Origin of the sequence: Bellilinea caldifistulae (assembly GCF_001306055.1) — a bacterium.
Lineage (GTDB): Bacteria > Chloroflexota > Anaerolineae > Anaerolineales > Anaerolineaceae > Bellilinea > Bellilinea caldifistulae.
This window is the reverse complement of sequence record NZ_LGHJ01000009.1, coordinates 105,279-127,967: the sequence shown is the minus strand read 5'-3', so window position 1 is coordinate 127,967 and position 22,689 is coordinate 105,279. Positions and strand designations below refer to the sequence as shown.

Genomic DNA, 22,689 nt, shown 5'->3' with positions numbered 1-22,689 from the left:
TCAAGGTTTAGGTGTTCCAACTATCTTGTTTCTCGAGAAAAATGCTTTCAAAAGACTGAATATTAACTTTCCACCCATGGCGAGATACATAAACCAATTAATCAGAAAGAAATAATCTTTTGCAAGATGTTTTCTGTAATACAAAAAGTAACTTCGATGCCATTCATAGATAGCGCGGTAGGGTTGAGTTTTTGATCCCCCATGTCCGCCAAAATGGGTAATTTCTGCAGTTGGGACGTAATAGATTTTCCATCCAGCTCGGCGAGCCCTGAAACAAAAGTCGGCATCTTCTTGATAAGCAAAAAATTGTTCATCCAAGTATCCGATTTGATCAATAACTTCTCTCCGAATGAACATGCAAGAGCCGGATACGGCTTCAACTTCGGCTATCTTATCATCGGCCAGATAGGTCATCAGGTATTTGGAAAAGAAAGGGCTTTTCGGGAAAAGGCGTGATAAACCGCTAAAGTAGGTAATGGTGTCCCATGGACGGGCAGCGCTGCGACGGCATTGATATTGAAGGCTTCCATCTCGATTGAGTACTTTGGGAGTACAAATTCCCGCTTGTAGGTTATTCTCCATAAAATTGAAAAGGTGTAAAAAAGCGCCTGGTTTAGGAATCGTGTCTGGATTAAGTTGTACCAGGTATCTACCTCTCGCGCTCTGCAAGGCTTGATTCATTGGACGAGTGTATCCTAAGTTCTCGGGATTGGCGATTAACAAAATATGCGGAAATTCTTGACGAATCATCAAGACCGAACCATCAGTTGAGCCGTTATCAACTACGATGGTTTCCCAAGTTAATCTTTCAGCAGCCTGGGGAATGTTCTTAAGGCAGTTTCTCAGGTAATCCTTTGCATTAAGATTGACGATACAAATTGAGATATCTGGGACACTCATCAAAAAGTTTTACCTGAATGGAAAAATTGGTGATAATAAGCGCCTGAAGAAAACCCACATTTCTTGTGCCAACACAAGAACTCCTTTAACTCGAATTGAATAAAGACCTCTCTCAAACAGGGTGGGGTGTTTTTCAAGATTGGAGGGAACAAAAAATCTGGTTGGGTTTTTTGTAACCTCCTCAGAGATGTTGGAGGAGAAGAAACCGATATCGGGATTAAGTTGTTGGACACAGGAATTTAGAATTGCCACAATTTGCACAGCCCGTTTTGTGGGTGAATAATTTTCTAACACATAGTTTCTTGCTGATTGACCAATGACATTGCGAGTTTCAGCATTATTGATCAGATTTTCGAGGATTTCTTCCCATTCCTCTAAAGAACTGGCGAGAAAACCATTTAATCCAGATGTGATGGCATGTTGATATGCCTGCGTAGGGCTTGCAATAGTGGGAACTCCTAAAAGGGCGGCTTCGATGAACTTGATTTCGCTTTTAGATTGAGAGAATGGGTTATCCAATCGAAGAGGAGCAAGGTTGATCGAAAAAGTAGAAAGTACTTCGGGTAATTTTTGCCATGGAACAAAAGGAATTCGTTGAACTTGTTCAGCGGTATCATCCCAATCGTACTGATTGTTCAGATATCCGGCAAGGTGCAGGCGAACTGTAGGATGACGTTTAAGGAGTTTGCGCAAAATTGGTTGAATGATTGCAAAATCCTGGTCGTGTGTGGGCGTTCCACTAGCATAACCGAGAATTATCCGTTTATCAATGGTCTTTGTTCCTATCCGAGCCTTATCGGAAAAGTGTGCCATTTCAAGACTAAAACCATTGCGATGTACCCAAACAGGTTTTTGAATTTGTCTAACTTGCTCTGCAAGAAATTCGGTGGATGTCAGCACGCCATCACAATGTTCAAGTGTAATTCGATTTCTGGACAGAGTCTGCTGGTATAACCGCAAGCGGATGGAATCTGAAAAATCGGGTGAGTCAATCCACCGGTAAGAATCTGGCAGAAAGACTAGGTCATCAACATCAGCAAGTACGAGGATTTTTCTTTGTTTTGCTGTTTTTATTATTTTTTCTACAAAAGAGTCCCAGCTTACTCGCTGTAAAATCAAAATGTTTGATTGTTCGAAAATTGAGATAGCCGTCTCTAAATTCAGGTGCGATATGGTTGCGTTTAACCCCGCAATTCTTAATTGCTGCCATAGATGAAAGGCGCGATATCGTCGTGTATCACCCTGGACACCGGATATTATTCCAATGAGAGGTTGGAAGCTCATGGTGATTAATTGATGTGTTGGTTTTCGCGATAGGACTTTACTACTTCACTGGCAGTGCCGATGGCTTGAAGTTGACCATGGGCTAACCATGCTGCCCTCTGGCACATTTGCTCAATTTGATGGGTGTTATGGGATACAAGAACAATGGTTGCCCCTTGTTTTCGAAATTCTTCAATTCGAGCCAAGCATTTGCGCTGGAAGGCTTCATCTCCCACGGAAAGAATTTCATCCAGGATTAATATATCCGGTTCGGCATCAATTGCAACCGCAAAACCTAACCTTGCCCACATCCCGGAGGAGTAGGTGCGCAATGGAGCTTCTATGAATTCATGAAGTTCAGAGAATTCCACAATGCGCTGAAATTTTGCTTCCATCTCTTTTCTGGTAAACCCTAAAATTGACCCATTCAGGAAAATGTTTTCCCTTCCGGTCAATTCCGGGTGAAAACCTGCTCCTAATTCCAGCAGAGGAACGACACGCCCAATAACAATTACCCTTCCCTCGGTCGGTCGCATGACTCGCGAAACAAGTTTTAATAATGTACTTTTTCCGGCACCATTTTGACCAATGATCCCAAAAACTTCTCCTTTATGGATCTCAAATGAAACATTTCGCAATGCCCAAAATGAATTGCTGCGAACTTTGCCCTGAAGCCAGCGGATGGCGAACTCTTTAAATGTGCTGTACCGTTCGGCAGGGGTACGGTAACGAACTGAAACATGTTCTAACTTAATAACTGGTAAATCATTGTTCATAGTACAGAAAGGAAACTCATATTCGGTAAGAAAATTCATCTGATTTATTGGTAAAAACTATCCAGCCAACCAGTAGAGTAACTAAAGCAATAATTATCGCTGGGATCAAAAGGTCTAGAGTTGGAAGTCTCCCATAGTATATTGGTGCTCGGTAAATTTCTAAAAAATAATACATCGGATTGAGAAGAGTAATCCAGAATCGGATTGATTCGGGCAGAATATTTACGGGGTAAATCACGGGAGTCAGGTACATCCATCCATACAAAGCAATGCCATACATCTCTGCAACGTCTGGATAATAAACGGCAAAAGTTGAGATCAATAATCCAACTCCCAATGCGAAAGCAGCAATCAATAACATGGGAATTGGTAAGAATAAAATAGCTGCTCGAATTGGGACACCGGTTATCAAATTAATGAATACAAGCGGAATGAGAGCTAATGTCAAATTGACCAGGCCCGTTGCAATGGCTGCAAGTGCAAATGAGGTGCGCGGGATGTAAATTCGATGGAGTAGTCCACCTCCCCAAACCAGATTAACCATCGCGGCCGTAGTGGTTTGTGAGAAAAAGTTCCAGGCGAGTAAACCACTCAATACATAAGCGGGGTAGCCATATTCGGTTTCAAAGCGAAAAATGTGCGAAAAAGCAATCGTCAGAACAACCATCATGCCCAAAGGATTGAGCATTGTCCATGCTATGCCCAACACCGAGCGTTTATAACGTGTCATTACATCGCGACGGGTAAGTTGTAATATAAGGTTTCGATAATGAATTACTTCGCGCAGTTCTTCCAACGGTGGAGAACCGCGAGAGGCACTGTCGTAGTATAATTCGAGTGCACTTGTGGCTTTCATAAACCTAAAAAAATATTATAAACGATAAATGACGAAAGTCATTAATTCCCGAGCGCAATTTTGGAGGATATCATATAATGTTGTCTAAATATTTTGATCAATATTATTATCAACATGATTGTGGAATACCCTACGAACGTAATGATCATTGGTTGAATTTTTTTGGAAAAATTGCTCAAATAATCAAGACAGATTTAAATCCATCCTCTGTCTTAGATGCGGGTTGTGCAATGGGATTTTTGGTGGAAAAGCTCAGAGGGTACGGGATTGAAGCATATGGAATCGACATTTCTGAATTTGCTATTTCTCAGGTTCACGAAAGTATAAGACCTTATTGTTGGGTTGGGTCTGTTTCTGAGGAATTCAACCGTGATTACGACCTAATTGCATGCATTGAGGTGTTAGAACATTTACCTAAAAATGAAGCTTTAAGAGCTATTGAAAATTTTTGTAGACATACTCAAATGGTTTTGTTTTCATCCAGTCCATTTGATTATTCAGAATCTACTCATTTGAACGTAAATCCAGTTGATTATTGGTCCGAACAATTTGCAAAACATGGTTTTGTTCGTGACTGGGATTTTGACGCAACTATTATTACTCCTTGGGCAGTGTTATACCGCAAAAACGACCTGACACTTCCATATATTGTAAAAAATTATGAAAAAAAGTATTTCTTATATTTACAGGAAAACATTGCCCAACGTGAACAATTATTGAAATATAAAGAAGAATTGTCTCGTTTGTCAAATCAATTGTTTGATCTTAATTCGCAAATTGAGAAGTTAGAAACGATATTAAGAGAAAGGGATAATGCTTATAACAACATTGTTAATAGTACCTCTTGGAAAGTGTTGATGCTTCTGGGACGCATCAGGTTAAGATTATTTCCAAATAATAGCAAGATGGGTCGCTTGTACGATAAAATCATTAAGAGATAAAAGATTTTTCTATAAAGAGTTGCTCTGTTGCAAAGATTGAAAAAACCTGGCACAGTTAGAGATGGATATTGTAGACCAACCCTTTGATGATCGGCTCCCGCCGCTGCAGGCTGCGCTTCCGAAAACGGATGGTGTCACCAAACTTGCGTTTGATCACCGAGTTGACCGTTTCGGTCTTCCAACGTTGACCAAACAGACCATCCAAGCGGGCTTGAGAAACCAGATCGGCGCGCGCCTTGCGCTCAGGGTTCAGCAGGTTACCGCCACGTCGAACGGGCGGGATCAAATCGTCATCTCGAACGGTTTGGCCATCAAAGCCCGCATCCGCCATCATCACCCAGGCTTTGCGCTTGCCTTGACAACGTCCATACCGGCGGGCATCTCGCCGCAACCCAGTCAGATACGCCGCGTCGCTACCTGGCCCCCAGCCCGAACGCCAGGCAAGGATGAACTGAGAAGCCGTGCCGACCGCATACACCCCTTTGACCCATCGCTGATAGAGGCGTCCCATGCGGGTTTGGTAATACAGGCTGGCCTGTCCCGGCGAAAAGCCAGTACTGTCCGCAGCCACACTATCTTCATTCACCCCGTTTTCATCCAGCAACCGGTTCTTCATCTTCTCAAAGTCCAGCATGTGCAGCTTCTTGTAGGTACGCTGCAAGGTAGTGTGATCGGAGACTCGCGGCAGCTCCAGCACCTGGCAGATTTGATCACTGGCCAACAACCACTCTTCCATGTCCCGGTAGCTCAAGTCCAGGTAGTACATCAGCAACACACAGGCTGCCAATTGAGGGAATGTAAAATGATGTGGGCTTTTCGGGTGCGAGTACCGAGGCAGCACCTCTTGGGTCAAGTGATAAGCAATCCGGGCAACCTTGACGTAACGGCTTTCTCGAGTTTTCATGACCTATGTTTACCACATTCAATCAATCTTTGCAACTGAGCAGAAGAAAAAGGATACACTGCACCAGAAGTTGTTGACGAACTGAGACAAAGAGGGATAGAATTCGCTTATATCGGTCAAAAACGTGGAAGGGTTAATTACCCCGGAAATGTTGTGATGAACCCTTCAGAAATGATAGCAAGTGGGCTTTACGAGCCTGTTTATCACCAAGATGGTGTGTGGGTGTTGAAAATAAAAAATTATTTTGAGGAGGAATCCTAAATTGAAAGTAGGATTTTTTACTGCTGATAAATGGGAGCATGTATGTCCAACCATTCGGGTTGAGGCACCCTTACAAAAAATTGGTATTGAAGTTTTGCGAGGCAATCATTGGGCGGCGGATAAAATTGTAGTAAAGGATGAGATAATTGAACAAGTTGATTTAGTGGTCATTCAAAGAGATTTCCCGGCTCATTATAAAGATTATTGTAAGGTTTTTGAGAAGGCAAAAAAATTTAATAAACCTGTAATTTATGAAATTGATGATCTATTGCTGGATTTACCCGAATTTCATCCTGATTTAAAACGTTATAAACCAGCTAGATATCGAATTCTTGAGGCTATTATTAATTCTGATGCCATTATTTGTAGTAATCCTATGCTGAAATCCTATCTTCAAGGATTCTCGGAAAATATTTTTATTTTGCCAAATTATATAATTCCAGAAATTTGGGAATTTAGATTTCCCCCGCAAATTATAAAAAATGAATATCCTGTAAAAATAACATTTATGGGATCTGCTTCTCATTTTGCAGATCTAGAAATGATAAAACCAGTTCTATACAAGATTAGCCAAAAATATGCATCTAAGGTAGAGCTTTCTTTTTGGGGATGTAGACCACCCGGAGATTTAGAAAAAGCTCGTAATTCAATCTATATTGACGTCGCGCTCTCCGACTATAAATTGTTTGTTAAGTGGTTCTTGTCTCAATCTACTGATTTGTTTATTGCCCCACTTGTTGATTGTGACTTTAACCGATCTAAAAGTTCTCTAAAATATCTTGAATATAGTACTCTAGGTGTGCCTGGTGTTTATACCAACTTGCCACCTTACTCTTGCGTAACAAATGAGGTAAATGGATTTTTAGCGAGCTCCTTGGATGAATGGGAATATTACATCAGAAAGTTAATTGAAAACCCGATTATTCGGTATGAGATTGGAATAAATGCATTAAGGTTTGTTAAGGATAATTATGTGCTTACTGAAGAGCGAGCTAAAGCATGGGAAGATGCCTTTGAGAAGATTTTACAAAACAAAAAAAGCGATCAGCTAGAGAAAAAAATTTTAGAAGTTATAAAGATTACAGAGTTTTGGTATAAAAAAGATGAACAATCTCTTGAGAACGAAAAAAGGAAAAAATCAGAATTAATCAAGTTGATTGAAAATAAAGACCTATTGATTAAAGAAAAAGAATCACAAATACAATCGATAAAGAACTCAATCACTTGGAGGATCCTGGAAAGATTGTCAATTATGCGCTTTAAGATATTTCCTCAAGGGAGTATTTTTGATAAAATCTTTGCTAAAACTAAAAGTTTCTTGCTTAAGAAAAGGAGACAGATATTGTTTTCTGGAAAAAAAGAGCAAAATGTATCGGTTCAAATAATTCCAAAAATAAAAGATGACGAAAATTTTGTTACCATTCTTGTTCCTGCAAATGATAAAATTCCTTTTCCTAATATTGAGCAGGTAAAAGAGTGGTTATCTAGGCAAACCGTTGTTGCAGATGTTGTTCTGTGGGATAAAAAACTCGCAATTTTAGAATACTTTGGATCAAATAATATTCTAATCGAGAATGTTAATTCTTGGAAAGATGTTCTGAAATCTATAAAGACAAAATATGTAGTGATAGGTTATTTTGATCTTCTTTCAATGCCTCCAACTTTTTTAGAAACTAATTTGATCGCGTTAGAGGTTGAGAATTTACCCTATACGATTAATCAATTGGGTTATACAAGTTTATTTTCAGAAAAACTTGAGAGGGGTTTATTTCCAGGTAGTCCTGAATTGCCATACTTTCGTATGGTTCTTAATAAAGAGGTAATTGAAGAAATAACAAAAACTCAAGACCAAAATTTAACAATGACGTTTCAAGGAGTAGGAAAATTAATTATTCAACCAGTGAATATACCTGATACAGAGGCGAATGTTCCATTTGATGTAATAGTAAATGAGGCAAGCATTCATTATGAACCTATCACGAAGTATATTATTGGGCAGTTCAATAATCTTGAGAGACTCAAAAAAGTTCGTGATAAAAATACTGTCTACATCTCATCTTCAATAAATAATAGTGAAAAACCTGTTGTATTAATGATTCAACCTTTTCTTGCAGTAGGAGGGGTTGAAAGAATTTCCCTTGAGATGATGAGTCATCTTAAGGACGATTTTATTTTTGTTATTGCAACCCAAGAGTTTCACAAAGCTGAGTTGGGAACAACAATAGATGAATTTCGTCAAATTACACCATTTATTTATACCTTTCCAGATTTTATTGATCAATCCTTGTATCTCCAGGTTTTAAATTACCTTATTGAGAAATTTCATGTTAATATACTTTATATAGCAAATGGTAGTATTTGGATTTATGAAAACATCATATCGATTTCAAAAAAACATCCAAAATTAAGAATCATAAATCAAGTTTATGATCATGAGGCTGGTTGGATAAATTGGTATTCTAAGGAGATAGTTAGGGCACTTGATTCACACATTGCAATTAATAAAAAAATCGTTGATGCGTATATAGAGAAGGGTGTTCTACCTCACTCAATTTACTATATTGAGAATGGAGTAAATACTGATTTTTATAATCCAGCCTATTACAATAAAGAAAAGTTAAAGGAAATAAAAACACGATTAGGCATTCCTTTAGATTTGAAAGTGGTAACTTTTATCGGGAGGATTCATCCTCAAAAACGGCCGCTGGATTTTGTCGAATTATCAAGAAGAGCTAATCTAAAGGGACTCAATTATTATTTTCTAATGGTTGGGGATGGTGTTTTATCTGAATCAGTTAATGGGGAAATCATAATGAAAGGGTTAAAAAATATCCATCATAGAACTTTCTATTCGCCCAGTCGGGACATTTTTGCTATATCTGATGTAATTGTCTTGACATCAGAGTATGAGGGAATGCCAATGGTTGTTCTAGAATCGCTATCTATGGGTGTTCCCGTTGTGTCTACAGATGTTGGGAATATAAAAGAGGTGCTGTTAGCAACTGGTGGGGGGATTGCAGAAGCTGAACCCGGGCAAATAGATAAATTACTAGAAGGGATTCAGCGAGTAATAGATAATCCACCTAATAAAGAAAAACTCAGGGAAGCGGTTAAGCAGAATTACTCGATAAAATTAATGGCTGAAAAGTATAAAAAAGCGTTTTTGGGAGAGAAATGACTGAGTTTTCTGTCATTATTCCCTCTTACAATCATTCAAGTTATATTATTGAGGCTGTGAATAGTGTATTATTTGGTCAAGATGTTGACCTTGAGTTAATTGTTGTCGATGACGGCTCAACAGATAACTCTGTTGAATTGTTAAGAAAAATAAACGATAAGCGAATGACTTTATACACACAACAAAATAAAGGGGCTCATGCGGCGCTTAATATTGGTCTAAGTTTAGCTAAAGGAAAATATATTGCTATCTTAAACTCGGATGATTTATATTGTTCAGGAAGGTTAAACGTAGCTAAAGAAGTATTCTTGCAAGATAAAAGCATTGGGTTATTTTGTAGCTACATTGAGGTTATTGATAAAAAGGGAAAAACATTAGGCATTAAGGAGGGACACCACAACTTAGAACCATGGTCTCTTGAACATCCTGAGTATTCATTTCGTGCACAAGATAACATTTACCTGCCGTTGTTGACAGAAAATTATGTAAGTACTACCTCAAATTTTATTTTCACCAGATCTGTTCTTGAAAAAGTCGGTTTCTTTACTAATCTGAAATTCACCCACGATTGGGATTATTTACTCCGGACTATAAAATATTTTGACTTATTTTTATATCCACATCCATTACTAAAATATCGGATACATTCGTCAAATACTATTCGCACGAATATAGCTGAGATGTATTATGAGATATGTTGGACTCTTGCCCGTCATTTACCCAGTTTATCTCATCTAGAAAAAACTAACCTGATTGAGGGTTCAAGAATTAATAATCTTATTCATTCAATTTATGTGGGTGGGGCAGATAAAGCACTAATTGCACTATTGAGTTTGGGAATCTCAACAAATGATAATTTAGCTGAGCTCTTGTTGCACCCTGAAAATGATGTGAGAAAAACAATTATCAAATATATTACTAAAACAATTGTAGATGAGGAAAAGCAGAGTAAGGTAACTGACGGAAAAAGGCTATTTCAATCCTTAATCAATAAGATTCTCCAAAAATCAAGAATTAATAACGATGAATAAAATTAGTGTAATTATGCCCTGCTATAACAGAGCGCATGATCTTAATCGAGTTCTATCCGCTTATGATAATCAGGAATTTAATTCCAGGTTTGAAGTTATAGCCATAGATGATGCCTCGTCTGATAATACATTTGATTTGTTAATGAGCTACAAACCGAAAAATTATGACCTAAAGGTTTTTAGACATCAATCCAATATGGGCCCTGCTGCAGCTCGAAATACTGGAATAAGCATGGCCGACTCGCCAATTTTGATCTTTGTGGGAGACGATATATTACCTTTGAGAAACTTTGTAAGTGGCCACTATATCGCTCATCAGAAGTATAGAAACGAAACAACAGCTGTTCTTGGTAAAGTTACTTGGCCGCCTGATATGCCCTCAAATAACCTAATGAGACATATTGATGGAAATGGAGCTCAACAATTCAGTTATTATTACATGAAAGAGGGTGATACTTATGATTTTAGACACTTTTATACCTGTAATATTTCCGTTAAGCGGGATTTTTTGTTTTATGAAACAAAATGGTTTGATACAGACTTTATTTATGCAGCCTTTGAAGATGTAGAGCTTGGATACCGTTTATCTAAGAAAGGGCTAGAGATTGTCTATCAACCACAAATTTTGGGTTATCATTATCATTATCATACTTCATGGAGCTTTTCAAAACGACAATATAAAAGTGGAGTAATGTCATATTTATTGATCAAAAAACATCCCGGTACAATTTGTGTCTTGAATGCCCAAGTAAAAAGATTGTTTAATTTACTGTTGCATTTACCGTTTGCTCAAAAATCCTATTCTGTGGATTTTGAAGAACGAATGTGGAAAAACGCTATTCGCCTGATTAGTTATTTTGAATCTTACCCTAACAAAACTGTAGATTATCTATTCTTGAAAGTGTTAGATTATTCTTATTATAATGGTTTTATTGATGCGCTATTCAAAGAAAAATCGATTCATTCAAAAATTAGATACATTCATTACAAACAATACTTAAGACCAGCCATAAAGTATTTTTATCGGGAAATAGCAAATGAAGATGATAAAAAAATTCTTTTACAACATGGTTTCGGGGATGCGATCGTTTAGTATCGTATTTTCATTATCTTTGTTATTTGCAAATATAAGTTCTATTCCAGGATTTTCCAATAAAAACTTAAGAATGGAAGACCAAAATTCCTTGGTAGTGATGGTGCCAGGTCCCCAAAATATTACTATCAATCAAGCCATTCAACAAGTAGTGGATGGGGGTATTATTGAAATCTCGGATGGAGTTTATCGTGAATTTATTGAGATAAAGAATTCCACAAAACACTTTATAATTAAGTCTTCAAGCGGAAATGTGTTGATTGAGCCACCTATAGGGGGCAATAAAGGAATTCTTTATATACATAATAATTCGGGATTGGTGATTTTTGAAGGACTGACTTTCCAAAATAGTTATTCCATGATTGATGGTTATGGTGGTGCAGGTACAGTTGATGGTGCAAAAGTTACTTTCGTTAATTGTGCTTTTATTAACAATCGGGGAGAACAACCCTCTGCAGGTGGAGGGGCTTTGTTTATTACCAATAACTCAAAAGTTTATATCTTAAACTCGCGTTTTACAAATAATATAGACAAAAACTATGGCGGAGCAATCGCAATTGTAAGTGGTTCGAAGGGGTGGATTGTCAACTCAGAATTTAATGGGAATAGGACAAATATTGCCGGCCATCGAAATATAGCATCTGGAGGAGCTATTCATGTGGGGGACGCGAAGATCCGTGTTGCTGATTCGGTATTTCTTTCGAATGAATCGGGTTTTGCAGGAGGGGCGATTTATTCGATTGGTAGATGGGATTATCCATTAACGGATGTTATAGTTGTAAATTCAAGGTTTGAATTAAATAAAGCCAAGAAAGCAACAAACATAAACACGCCGTCACCTAATGAAGGGGGAGCAATTCACACAGAAGACAATGCGAAAACAAGCATTTATTATTCTGTATTTACAAATAATCAAGCAGAAATAGGCGGCGCAATATCATTATATAGATCAGAAACAGAAGTGTATACTTCTGTCTTTGAGTCAAATCAAGCAAGCTTAAGTTACTTTGGAGGCTCTATTTCAGCAACATCGAATGATACTTCACTCGATGCCCAGATTAACCGTCCGTCGGCAAGACTGATTATCAAAGATAGTATCTTTAAGGGGGATAATAAAAGTTTTTTTGCAAAGGACGCAGGTGGAGTTTATGTGGCTGGTGATGCGAATAGATTGTTTGGGAATAACAATGTCTCTAGAATGGGAACATCCGATGAAAATCGGGCCCACGTAGTTATTGAGAATACTGCCTTTTTAGGTTTGTTTTCACGAGATGATGGTGGGCATGGGGGGGCGGTGATGTTAGATTTGGCGAATTTTCAAATAAACGACAGTCTATTTTTTGGAAACTCATCTGCAAATGGAGGGGCAATATCAGTTATTCAAAATTCATATGGAACAATAACTTTCTCGAAATTCATTAAGAACAAATCAAAATTTGGGGGAGCGATTTATGGCTCGGGTTCTGTTATTGACATTCTTGACAATATTTTTAGCAGTAATGAGCTATTTACTATTGGTGCTGACCCTAACGTGTCGTATGGGGCAGCATTATTTATGGCAGTTATGGATGAACGTTTTTTGGATGCGAAGGGTGAGGTGAGATCGAATATTTTTAGTGAGAATAAGGGTTTACCAATTTACGACAGAGATAATAAAAGTTATCCAATCAATCATGTAATATATTACAATAATCAGTTTTACACAAATACCTTCCAAAATTTATCAGTTTACACAAATAGCAATCCTAATTATTGCTGTAATGATGTTTCAAAACTAAACACTATAACAATTTATAGAAATGTTGGGGTGGAGTACACGAAAAAGGGATTCTCGAATACATCTCTTGCGTCCCCTCATGTATATGGACTGATAAGGCAATTTCCGCCTGTAGTTCGCATTGATCGGTCATCTATAGTTCCGTATATTCTGTATGGTTCAGGGGGTAGTAATGCATTTCTAAATAATCAAACTGTAGGAGAATGGGGTTTTATTTATGATCCTTCTCAACAAAATTACACATTAAGGATAGGTGAGCATTCTTATTCGGTAACTCAACAAACGATCAATTCTCCCTTTATTAAATTTAATAAATTTTCTAATCCAGCCAGAGTGGAATGGTCAATTTCGAATATCCAATCTTCGGATTTGATAGATTTGGATATTGACATGGTTGATTATATTTCGATTAGTCTGTTTGGAGAGGTGAGTTTGGCAAATTTATATGACAAATTAGAATATAGATTATTTGTAATTACAAAGTATGGGGGATATGTGATCGAAAATGAAAAGTCTCCACTATTGGAGGCACCAAGCAATTTCCTTGCATTATTTGATGTCAATGATCAGGATAAAGTAGGATTTATTACTATTTATAATGCTGGTGGAGGAGTCTTGAATTGTCAAATTTCTTCAAAAAATAGTCAAAATGTTTTAGTTGAGACACCTGAATTAAATTTTGAAAGGGTTGCGAATATTAAGTTTGTTGTTCAACAATTTCTTAACAGAAATTTTGAGGCTACACTCAGCGTTAATTGCGGGATAGGGGGGGATAAGAATATATTATTGCGTGTTCTCATTGTTGATCAACTATTCAAGGAATTTTTACCTATCATAAGCAGATAAAAGATGTTAAATTATCTTTTTTGGCTGTTTCGTATTTTTATTGAAAAATTAATAATAAGTTGCAAAATACGCCCTTTTTTCTCCGAAATCATTGAGGAAAACATTTATACTAATTATACAAATTCAAATTCAGAAAACTTGACGATAACCTTTGTTTTAATTTATGAGCCAAAACAAGAATATACACAATCAACTGTTGATTCAATAGTTTTCCAGACTTCTCAAAAATGGATTTGCTTATTTGACAAAAGGTTGCATCAGATAGTCGAATCCGAAAAATTTATTCCATTTGACTTAAGAGACCTAAATATTTATAGCAAAGATTTCTTCAGTAAAATATCTACTAGTCACATAATGTATCTTCGGCCGGGGGATCGTCTCTCTAAATGTTTTATTGAAACTCTAGAAAATCACGTATGCTCGGATGTTTTGTATTTTGACTTGATAATTTCTTCCTTTGGAAATAAGTATTTTTTGAAGCCGGAATGGTCACCGGAGTTATGTCTCTCAATAAATATCCTTGAAAAAGCGGTTTATCGGGTTGAATTTCTGAAACAATTAAATTTATTTGACCACAATGAATTACTTAGTAAAGTAATGGAATGTTCAAAAGACGTTACTCATGTTCAAAATTCAATAATTGAAGTAGAAGAATCATCATGGCAAAATGATATTTTAATAAACCAGCACATTCAATCTGTTTCGTGTATTATGAAAAATTGGGGTATAAACGCCATTTTTCACATGAGGGAAAACGGTAGTGTTTCTATTAAATTTTCTGATATAGGAACGAAGATTTCTATAATTATTCCTTCTCGTAATAATTATAAGTTTATTAGTAAAAGTCTTGGTTCATTGTTCACCTTGACTAATTATTCTAATTATGAAGTAATTATCGTTGATAATCAAAGCGAAAAATTAGACGTTGTGAATCTATACTCGTTTTATGAGTCGAGATATGAGAATTTCCTTGTGATAAAAGAAAACCTTCCCTTCAACTTTTCTCGCGCATGTAATCAGGGAGCTGCAATAGCGACGGGAGATCTGTTACTGTTTCTAAATAACGACACAGAAATTATTGATCCGGACTGGCTAACCAATTTAGCTGGTGTGTTACAAATCCCGGGTGTTGGAGCGGTAGGTCCTAAATTGCTCTATCCTGATGGTTCGGTCCAACATGCAGGCATTGTAATTGGGCTTGAAGGACACGCTTCACATGTGTTTATGGGAGTGAAATCGGATATTTACACACCTTACGGATATGTTGATTGGATGCGCAATGTGTCAGCAGTCACGGGAGCTTGCATGATGGTCCGACGAGATGTTTTTGAACAAGTGGGTGGTTTTGATGAATCCCTCACGCTTGCTTTTGGAGATGTTGATCTATGCCTTAGAATCATAGATGCTGGTTATAGAATCGTTTATACTCCAGATGTTCAGTTGATCCATTATGAGGGAAAAACAAGAGGAAAATATATTCCGAAACAAGACTTTTTAGCTAAAAGGGAGTATTTTCGAGAGAAAATAAAAAAAGGGGATCCTTATTATAATCCCAATCTCTCCAGGGCCTGGCGAATTCCAACAATTCGTCAACCCTGGGAAATGGATCCTGTATACCGTTACGATAAAATTATTGAGTATAAGACCAGATAACTCTATCCCCCTTACCTCCCCAACACCTGTTCCCTGACGTTCAGTACCTGCCGGCGGAGGCGGTCGTCGCGTTCGATCTGGTCGGCAATTTTTTCGCAGGCATACAGCACGGTGGTGTGGTCGCGTCCGCCCAGGGCCTCTCCAATCTGCGGCAGGGAAAGTCCGCCAATTTCGCGCATCAGGTACATGGCTACCTGACGCGGCAGAGCCACTTCGCGGGAGCGATCCCGCCCGACTAACTTTTCACGGCTAACGCCAAATACCCGCCCCACCGCGGTAATAATCGCTCCCGGTTCCACTGTGCTTTGTTGAGGCAACAGATCGGCCAGCGCAATTTCGACCAGTTTAGCGGTGATGGGCTGGTTGCTCAGGTCGGAATACGCCAGAATGCGGGTAAGCGCGCCTTCCAATTCGCGAATGTTGGATTGAATCTGCCTCGCAATCAGCGTCAAGATGTCCATCGGGACTTCACGCCCGGCCCGCATGGCTTTGGAACGTAAAATGGCGATGCGCGTTTCCAGGTCGGGCGGTTGAATGTCCACGGTCAAGCCCCACTCAAAGCGCGAGCGCAGCCGCTCTTCCAACGTGACCATCGCCTTGGGCGGTCGGTCGGAGGAGAGCACAATCTGCTTTTCCTGATTATGAAGGGTGTTGAAGGTGTGGAAAAATTCTTCCTGGGTAGATTCTTTGCCGGCAATGAATTGAATATCGTCTATCAGCAGCACATCCATCGAGCGGTAGCGTTCACGGAAAGCCAGCGTGTTTTGCGTGCGGATGGCGTTGATCAGCTCATTGGTGAAATCTTCCGACGAGACATACAACACCTGCAATCCCTTTTCGGTGGCTGCGTTGCCAATCGCGTGCAGCAGATGGGTTTTCCCCAACCCCACCCCGCCATAAAGGAACAATGGGTTATAGGCATGAGCCGGTTTTTCAGCCACGGCCACACAAGCCGCGTGCGCCATACGGTTGCTGGCGCCCACCACAAAATTATCAAAACGATAGCGGTCAATCAAGCAGCGATTGCCATTGCCGTTCCCGTTCCCATTGGAATGGGAGACGATTTCGGAAGGTGCAGCGGATTCGTGTTCGGCATCGCGGTGCCAGACAACGAACTCCACCTCTACCGGTGAGTCGAGGTATCCGGTCAACAAGCGGGCAAATGTGCCGGCCAGGCGGCTTTCCAGCCAGTCTCGGGCATAGGCATTTTGGACACCAATGCGGGCTTTGTTGTTTTCCACGCGGATCAATTCAGCATTACGAACCCAGGTATCGAAAGAGGCTTTGGGCATTTCCATTTGCAGTTGTCCGAGGGCTGCCTGCCAGGCTTGTTGAGCATTCATACGTCGTCCTCCGCATACAGGATTGGGTGCAAAGCCAAAGAACAGGCGGGATAGGAACGACAATCCCACCGTCGGGTGTGGCTTAATGAATGATGATTTTGCCCGTGCTTTGCACAGGGTTTAGCGGGTGGTAGAGAAGACCCGCTGACAATCGGGCTGTCCCCGTATTGCTGATTGCTTGTTCATTCTAACAGAAGCAGGCCTGCCCGACAAGACGCTTACCCTACGCTACTCTAAAAAACCGTTAATCTTTAAGGATTCTCATGTTAAGGACATTTCCAAAATTTCTTGGGTTAATTCGCGATAGTTTAGTTGAACGGTAACACCATAAACGGGGGTTAGCTTCACCAATAAACCCCCATATATGGGGGTATTGTGACTGTTGTTGATCTGATGTTCTATCTATGGTGCTTAATTGCAAAAACGCCATAAAAATTTTAACCCCTAAAAAAATTCCACAAGACACCCAGACGAGAGTCTTCTCAAGGTATAAATTTTTAACATTCAATTTCTTTTGGTAAGGTCTTCCAGCATCATTTTTGCCGCACGGCGGGCAATTTGTACGGCAAAATTTGTACCGCGATCCCACGGGTACACCTGACTCATGCTGGCAAAGTACAGACCCGGCAGCGGGGTGCGGATGGCCGGGATATTCTGGGAGTGGTTGACGAGCGGCACCGGTTGTGCGTAGGTGGTGCGGAACAGCCAGGTCTTACGCACCCAGCCCGGCTCGAAACGCGGGTTAAAACGCGGCAGCACCGGCAGAAACCGCTCCAGCAATTCTTCTTTACTCAAACGGAAGTGCTCGTGATCGGCATCGAGATAATCGCCAATATACACAATGTGATCGCCACCAAAGTAGCGGCTGGGCAGGAAGTTAGTGTGTTCCACCAACGCCAGAAACGGATAACCGGCGCTTTTAGGGATGTTGAACCAGTAATAACCCTCTTCCGAGAGCGGATGGCGTAAGGCCAGCACCATCACCACCGCTCCCATGCTTTTCAAGGTTAATAGACCGCGCAGGTAATCCTCCGGCAGCCCTGGAGCCAGTTTCGCCAGCAACCCCGGCCCAACTGTGACCAGACACTGGTCAAAAGAGACCTGCTCACCTTCTTTCAGCAGGATATTTACCTGCCCGTTTGTACCGCTTTCGATCCGCTCAACAGGTGTGTTGAGATGAATTTCAACCCCGCGTTTGCGCAGAATTTCGGCAAAGGTATCCGAAAAAGCCTGAAAGCCTCCCTGAAAAGTGCCCAACCGGGTGGTGCGCACCTTAAAGCGCGCCCAAAACCACGCCATGTTGACCGATTTGTAATGCTGGCCAAACTTGCCTTGCAGCAGCGGCTCAAACAGCACACTGTACAACCGCTCACCATAGGCTTTGCGCATCCACTCATCGGCGGTGACTTTCTCCAGCGGTTTCCAATCGGCCAGGTAGCGCAGGTAAGCCGTCACCAGCCCAAAGCGAATCATATCCGGCAGGGTAAAGCCGGGAAAAGTCAGCGCCGCCAGCGGCGAATCCAGCGGGTAGAACTTCTCTTTATAGTACACCACCGTCTTGGGACGGGGAAAAACAACTTTGTCCTGCAAGCCCAGCTCGCGAATCAGGCCAAGCATATCGCGGTCGGATTGAAACCAGTGATGATAAAAATGCTCCACCGACCACTCCCAGCCTTCGTCCTTAAAACCGGCCGCCAGACCGCCGACATACGGGGCGGATTCATAAATCACTACCTGATGACCGGCGTTGATGAAATCGAAGGCGGCGCTCATTCCGCCGATTCCTGCTCCAATGACAGCGATACGCATAGTCAATCCTCTGTGTTAGTCTGTTGCAGCGCTTTCTGTCTGACGGATTTGCTGCAAATCTTTTCCCCAGCGCAGTGGCTGTTTGAAGTAATAAAACGCGCCCAGGGCGGTAATCGGCAGCCAGAGCGCGGCATGTAAAACCAGAGTGTAGGCAGCCGCGGTTGCCTGCGGAACGCCGTAAGCCACCAGCACGGCGATACCCGGAGCGTCGAACGTCCCCACGTAACCCGGTGCGGAGGGCAGGGTGGTGGCAATGTTGACGATGCCGTTCATCAGCATCAGCGCAAAGAAACTCACTTCAAAGCCAAAACCGTGCATGATGAACCAGTACTTGCCGGTTTCCAGCAGCCAGATGATCACCGTGGTCAAAAAGACCATCAAGGCTTCGCGCGGCGAACGCAGGGACTCCAGACCGGTTAAGAAGCGCAGGACAACCCCGCTGATTTTGGGGCGAAAGCGAGCCGGCACCACCTTTTTCAAAATCCCCATCGTCAACCGTTCGGTAACGCGCGGGAACATGGCCGCCAGCAGGAAGACAATTAACGCGCCGATGAAAATCAGGGCGCTCCAAATGGAAAGCTGTTGAATGTTGCCCACAAACCCCGAATCGTGGGTCAGGCGGCTCAACTCGCCAAGGTTGAAGAAAACAAATCCCAGCATTACCACCGCATCGAAGATGCGTTCCACAACCACCGTTGCCAGTGAAGCGGAAATGGCCACCCCCTCACGATCTTTAAGAATGGCAGCGCGGAGCACCTCTCCGGCGCGGGCCGGGTAAATGTTGTTGCCCATGTAGCCGATGGTCACAATCGGGAACATGGTGCGGGTGGAAATTTTCTTCAGCGGGCGCAGCAGGTAGTGCCAGCGCCACGCTCGTGCCCAAACCCCGATAAAATACACCGCCACGCCCGGCAGTAGCCACCAGAACTGAGCCGATTGTAAGGAGTTCCAGACTTCCCCCAAATGCAGCCCGCGCAGGGCAAGGTAGAGAAAAAAGGCACTGATTGCAATGCCAACCCAGAATTGCCAGCGTTTCAGCATAGGTGCAATTGTAACATGCTGCACAAATTAAGGGGACGGTAACTCAATGATAAAGGTTGTGCCTTTCCCCGGCTGGCTTTCCACATTAATCCTGCCGCGATGTGCTTCGACGATCGAGCGGGCAATTGCCAGACCCAATCCCGATTCCTGAGTGGAATGACGCGCTTTATCGGCACGGTAGAAACGCTCGAAGATGTACGGCAAGTCCTCGGCGGCAATACCGCTGCCGTTATCCTGCACTTTCAGGCGTAACCCGCCAGAAGGCAGCCATTCGGCGCTCAGCCGAATCCAGCCGCCCGCCGGTGTGTATCGGAAAGCATTCAGAATCAGGTTATCCAGTACCTGAGCAATCCGGTCGGGGTCGAGGGGATATCTGGGCAGGCCAGGTGGGATAGCAGCCTGTAAGTCAATTTGCTTTTGCTGAGCCGTGACCTGGTGGCGGGTGATGACCTGATTCAACAGGCCGCTAATGTCGGTGGGTTGTATCAGCAAACTCAATTCGCCGGCATCCGCCAGCGAGAGGAGGCGCAGGTCGTCCACCAGCCGGCTCAGCTGGCGCGTTTCCTGATGAAGAACATTGAAAATTTCGGGACTTCCTTTAAGCTTACCGTCACTGAGCGCTTCGGCATAACCGGAAAGCACGGTCAGCGGTGAGCGCAGTTCGTGGGCAATATCGGCGGTCATCTGACGGCGCAGTCGAACGGCATTGGCCAGTTCCCGGCTCATTTTGTTGAATGCCTGAGCCAGCGTCCCCAGTTCATCTTTGGAACGAACGGCAACCTCTTTGCCGTAATTTCCGCGCGCAATTTCCTCGGTTGCGTGGGTCAACTCCCGCAGTGAGCGGGTCAGCCCATATGCCAGAAAACCGCCCAAGGTTAGCGCCAGCAGCGAGGCAATCGCTGCGCTAATCAAGGCAGCTTGATTGACCCCCCGTAAAAAGACCGCTTCGGGGGTGTCGGCAAGCAGAGCGCGGCGCTTGGCGTTCAGAATCACCCAGCCGATGGTCTGGTTATCCACCTTGAGCTCGACAGCCCGGTTCAATTCACTGTCGGGGATCAAGGTGCCGCTCGGTTCAGCTGCCGAGATACTGAACAAAACCCGCCGGTTGGCATCTACCAGCGTCAGGCGTGCCCAGGTTGCTTCCAGGGTGCGCATCATTCCGCCCATCCCCTGCATCATCATGCGCGGCCGGCGCAGCAAGGCATTGTCAATCCCTTCCCATGAACCGTTGATTTGGTAATACTCCAATAAGGCCGAGATCATGGTTTGCTCTTCGCGGGTCAACAGAAAGCGGTCAAAAGCCGACTGAATGCGCCGGTTGATGAAGACCGCTACCAGCAAAGCGCCGGTCACACCCACAATCAGAAAGGCCAGAGTAAGTTTGAGGGTTAAAGAACGCATGGGTTATCTACACAAGCATGTCTCAGTCCCGCACGGTAAACCGATAGCCGGCCCCGTAGACGGTTTCAATGTAATGGGGGTTGGCCGGGTCAGGTTCGATTTTGAGGCGCAAATTACGGATGTGCACATCAATCGTCCGCTCGTAGCCTTCATAGGCATCCCCCTGAATGCGCTCCAGCAGTTCCAGTCGCGAAAAGACCTTACCGGGCGTTTCCAGGAAGGCTGCCAGAATTTCAAATTCTGAGGGGGTCAGTTCCACTTCCTGACCGTTGACCCAGACCAGCCGGCTGGTGCGGTCCAGCTCAATGTTACCGCGGCGCAGCCGCTCCGGCGCTGCAACGGCTTTATCCATCCGGCGCAGAACAGCGCGGATACGAGCGGTCAGTTCGCGCATGCTGAAGGGTTTGGTGACATAGTCATCTGCACCCAATTCCAGCCCTACCACTTTGTCGTTTTCCTCCAGCCGGGCGGTTAACACAATCACCGGCGTTTCGGATTCGCGCCGGAAAGCGCGTAAAAATTCAAAACCACTCATTTCCGGCATCATCAGGTCCAGGATAATCAAATCGGGCTTGTGTTGGCGGGCAGTAAACAGGGCTTCCTGACCGTTGCTGGCGGTGAACACCTCAAAGCCTTCCTCGACAAGGTAGGAACGCAGCAGTTGACGCAGCTCCAGTTTGTCATCTACGATGAGCAGTTTTTTTGCCATACCTATCCATTATACTCCGGTCAGAATCAAAGGGTGAGGATGCCGGGGATCTTACGCTGCATCCTCACCCGTAAAGCGGTATTTTTGAAGGAGGAGAAAAGTTACCGTACCGCCAGCCGGTTAGATGGATTACCAGCCCCGGCCAAAGCCGCCGCGTCCACCACCCTGGCAGCCGCCAAATCCCATGAAGCCACCGCGCATTCCAAATCCGCCTTGCTGGAGGATGAGATCCGCCTGTGCCTGGGTGATGACTCCATTGGTCACGGCTTCTTTTACGGCGTTTTCAAAAGCGGCCTGCATGGAGTTCTGGAAGGTTTCGTTGTTGAACAACGCATGGCGGGCGCGGAGCAGGTTGGCTTCTTCTTCGGTGATGCGTCCGTCAGCCACGGCCTGTTCCAGCCGAATCTCGGCAGCCTTGGTGTAAGCCGCCTGTAACTCATCCACCGAAATGCCCAGCGCTTTGGCAAGATGTGCTTCGAAATCTACCCCGTTTTGGAATAGCCAGCCGAGCATGCCTCTGCCGCCAAAGCGGCCGGTTCCGTTGAGGATAGCGTCGGCTTGCGCCTGGGTGATCAAGCCCTTGTCCAGCCCTTCCTGCACAGCGGATTGGACGGCTTGCTGATAGGCGTTGTTCAGATCATCGGTGGTAATACCCAGGGCCTGCGCCAGGGCTTCACCCGCGTTTGGCCCCATCATGCCCCGTCCGCCGCCAAACGGGCCACCAATTTGCGGCAGTGCGGACGCGCTGACACTCTGAACGGCCTGGGTTGCTAAGCCGATAGCCAGCATCAGGGCAAGAGCGCCTATTGAGATCCCAATCCATACTTTTTTGTTCTTCATAACCTTACTCCTTTCTGTCAAAATAAATTCGGGAATTTCCCGTTTGTTGCTGTGCTTAAGATAACAA

General features: G+C 43.0%; 17 protein-coding genes. 6 read left to right on the top strand and 11 right to left on the bottom strand.

Annotated elements, in window-relative coordinates; all coding sequences use genetic code 11:
- From AC812_RS03480 to AC812_RS03465, 4 genes are read right to left on the bottom strand one after another with little or no spacing between them, the layout of a single operon-like run.
- A complete protein-coding gene (locus AC812_RS03480; RefSeq protein WP_061913596.1) occupies nucleotides 1–900 on the bottom strand; it encodes a glycosyltransferase family 2 protein in 900 nt (299 codons plus the stop codon).
- Between the two features lie 9 nt (nucleotides 901–909).
- Entirely contained in the window at nucleotides 910–2,184 is a 1,275-nt protein-coding gene (locus AC812_RS03475) for a glycosyltransferase family 4 protein (protein WP_082148923.1), read from the bottom strand.
- Nucleotides 2,185–2,189: 5 nt separating this feature from the next.
- The gene (locus AC812_RS03470) at nucleotides 2,190–2,939 is read right to left on the bottom strand and encodes an ABC transporter ATP-binding protein (protein WP_061913600.1); all 750 of its coding nucleotides are present in this window, start codon (nucleotides 2,937–2,939) and stop codon (nucleotides 2,190–2,192) included.
- 16 nt (nucleotides 2,940–2,955) lie between these two features.
- Nucleotides 2,956–3,795 carry an ABC transporter permease gene (locus AC812_RS03465; RefSeq protein WP_082148924.1) on the bottom strand — a complete coding sequence of 280 codons (840 nt, stop codon included), beginning with the start codon at nucleotides 3,793–3,795 and terminating at the stop codon, nucleotides 2,956–2,958.
- Between the two features lie 77 nt (nucleotides 3,796–3,872).
- Between AC812_RS03465 and AC812_RS03460 the strand changes: the two genes are divergently transcribed.
- Nucleotides 3,873–4,736: a class I SAM-dependent methyltransferase gene (locus tag AC812_RS03460; protein WP_061913604.1), complete on the top strand. Its 864-nt coding sequence runs from the start codon at nucleotides 3,873–3,875 to the stop codon at nucleotides 4,734–4,736.
- A gap of 55 nt (nucleotides 4,737–4,791) precedes the next feature.
- Here the strand turns inward: AC812_RS03460 and AC812_RS03455 are convergent, their stop codons facing one another.
- Complete coding sequence (locus AC812_RS03455) at nucleotides 4,792–5,640, bottom strand: hypothetical protein (protein WP_061913606.1); 849 nt, start codon at nucleotides 5,638–5,640, stop codon at nucleotides 4,792–4,794.
- 262 nt (nucleotides 5,641–5,902) lie between these two features.
- Between AC812_RS03455 and AC812_RS03450 the strand changes: the two genes are divergently transcribed.
- From AC812_RS03450 to AC812_RS03430, 5 genes are read left to right on the top strand one after another with little or no spacing between them, the layout of a single operon-like run.
- Nucleotides 5,903–9,079, top strand: a complete 3,177-nt coding sequence (locus tag AC812_RS03450; RefSeq protein WP_061913608.1) for a glycosyltransferase — start codon at nucleotides 5,903–5,905, stop codon at nucleotides 9,077–9,079.
- Entirely contained in the window at nucleotides 9,076–10,110 is a 1,035-nt protein-coding gene (locus AC812_RS03445) for a glycosyltransferase (RefSeq protein ID WP_061913609.1), read from the top strand. Before AC812_RS03450 ends, AC812_RS03445 begins: the two co-directional genes overlap by 4 nt.
- Nucleotides 10,103–11,203, top strand: coding sequence for a glycosyltransferase family 2 protein (locus AC812_RS17075; protein WP_082148925.1), 1,101 nt, complete (start codon nucleotides 10,103–10,105; stop codon nucleotides 11,201–11,203). The genes AC812_RS03445 and AC812_RS17075 overlap by 8 nt, the downstream gene beginning before the upstream one ends.
- Entirely contained in the window at nucleotides 11,148–13,826 is a 2,679-nt protein-coding gene (locus tag AC812_RS03435) for a hypothetical protein (protein WP_145962499.1), read from the top strand. The genes AC812_RS17075 and AC812_RS03435 overlap by 56 nt, the downstream gene beginning before the upstream one ends.
- Before the next feature lie 3 nt (nucleotides 13,827–13,829).
- A complete protein-coding gene (locus AC812_RS03430) occupies nucleotides 13,830–15,479 on the top strand; it encodes a glycosyltransferase family 2 protein (RefSeq protein WP_061913615.1) in 1,650 nt (549 codons plus the stop codon).
- 11 nt (nucleotides 15,480–15,490) lie between these two features.
- Here AC812_RS03430 and dnaA read toward each other — a convergent pair whose 3' ends face one another.
- The 6 genes from dnaA to AC812_RS03400 form a co-directional block, all read right to left on the bottom strand.
- Complete coding sequence (dnaA, locus tag AC812_RS03425) at nucleotides 15,491–16,822, bottom strand: chromosomal replication initiator protein DnaA (RefSeq protein ID WP_061913617.1); 1,332 nt, start codon at nucleotides 16,820–16,822, stop codon at nucleotides 15,491–15,493.
- Between the two features lie 504 nt (nucleotides 16,823–17,326).
- The gene (locus AC812_RS03420) at nucleotides 17,327–18,631 is read right to left on the bottom strand and encodes an NAD(P)/FAD-dependent oxidoreductase (RefSeq protein WP_061913619.1); all 1,305 of its coding nucleotides are present in this window, start codon (nucleotides 18,629–18,631) and stop codon (nucleotides 17,327–17,329) included.
- Nucleotides 18,632–18,646: 15 nt separating this feature from the next.
- A complete protein-coding gene (locus AC812_RS03415; RefSeq protein WP_236839233.1) occupies nucleotides 18,647–19,672 on the bottom strand; it encodes a lysylphosphatidylglycerol synthase transmembrane domain-containing protein in 1,026 nt (341 codons plus the stop codon).
- Between the two features lie 27 nt (nucleotides 19,673–19,699).
- A complete protein-coding gene (locus AC812_RS03410; protein WP_061913621.1) occupies nucleotides 19,700–21,073 on the bottom strand; it encodes a sensor histidine kinase in 1,374 nt (457 codons plus the stop codon).
- A 22-nt stretch (nucleotides 21,074–21,095) separates the two neighbouring features.
- Complete coding sequence (locus AC812_RS03405) at nucleotides 21,096–21,782, bottom strand: response regulator transcription factor (RefSeq protein ID WP_061913623.1); 687 nt, start codon at nucleotides 21,780–21,782, stop codon at nucleotides 21,096–21,098.
- A 129-nt stretch (nucleotides 21,783–21,911) separates the two neighbouring features.
- Nucleotides 21,912–22,622, bottom strand: a complete 711-nt coding sequence (locus AC812_RS03400) for a hypothetical protein (RefSeq protein WP_061913625.1) — start codon at nucleotides 22,620–22,622, stop codon at nucleotides 21,912–21,914.
- Nucleotides 22,623–22,689 lie beyond the last annotated feature (67 nt).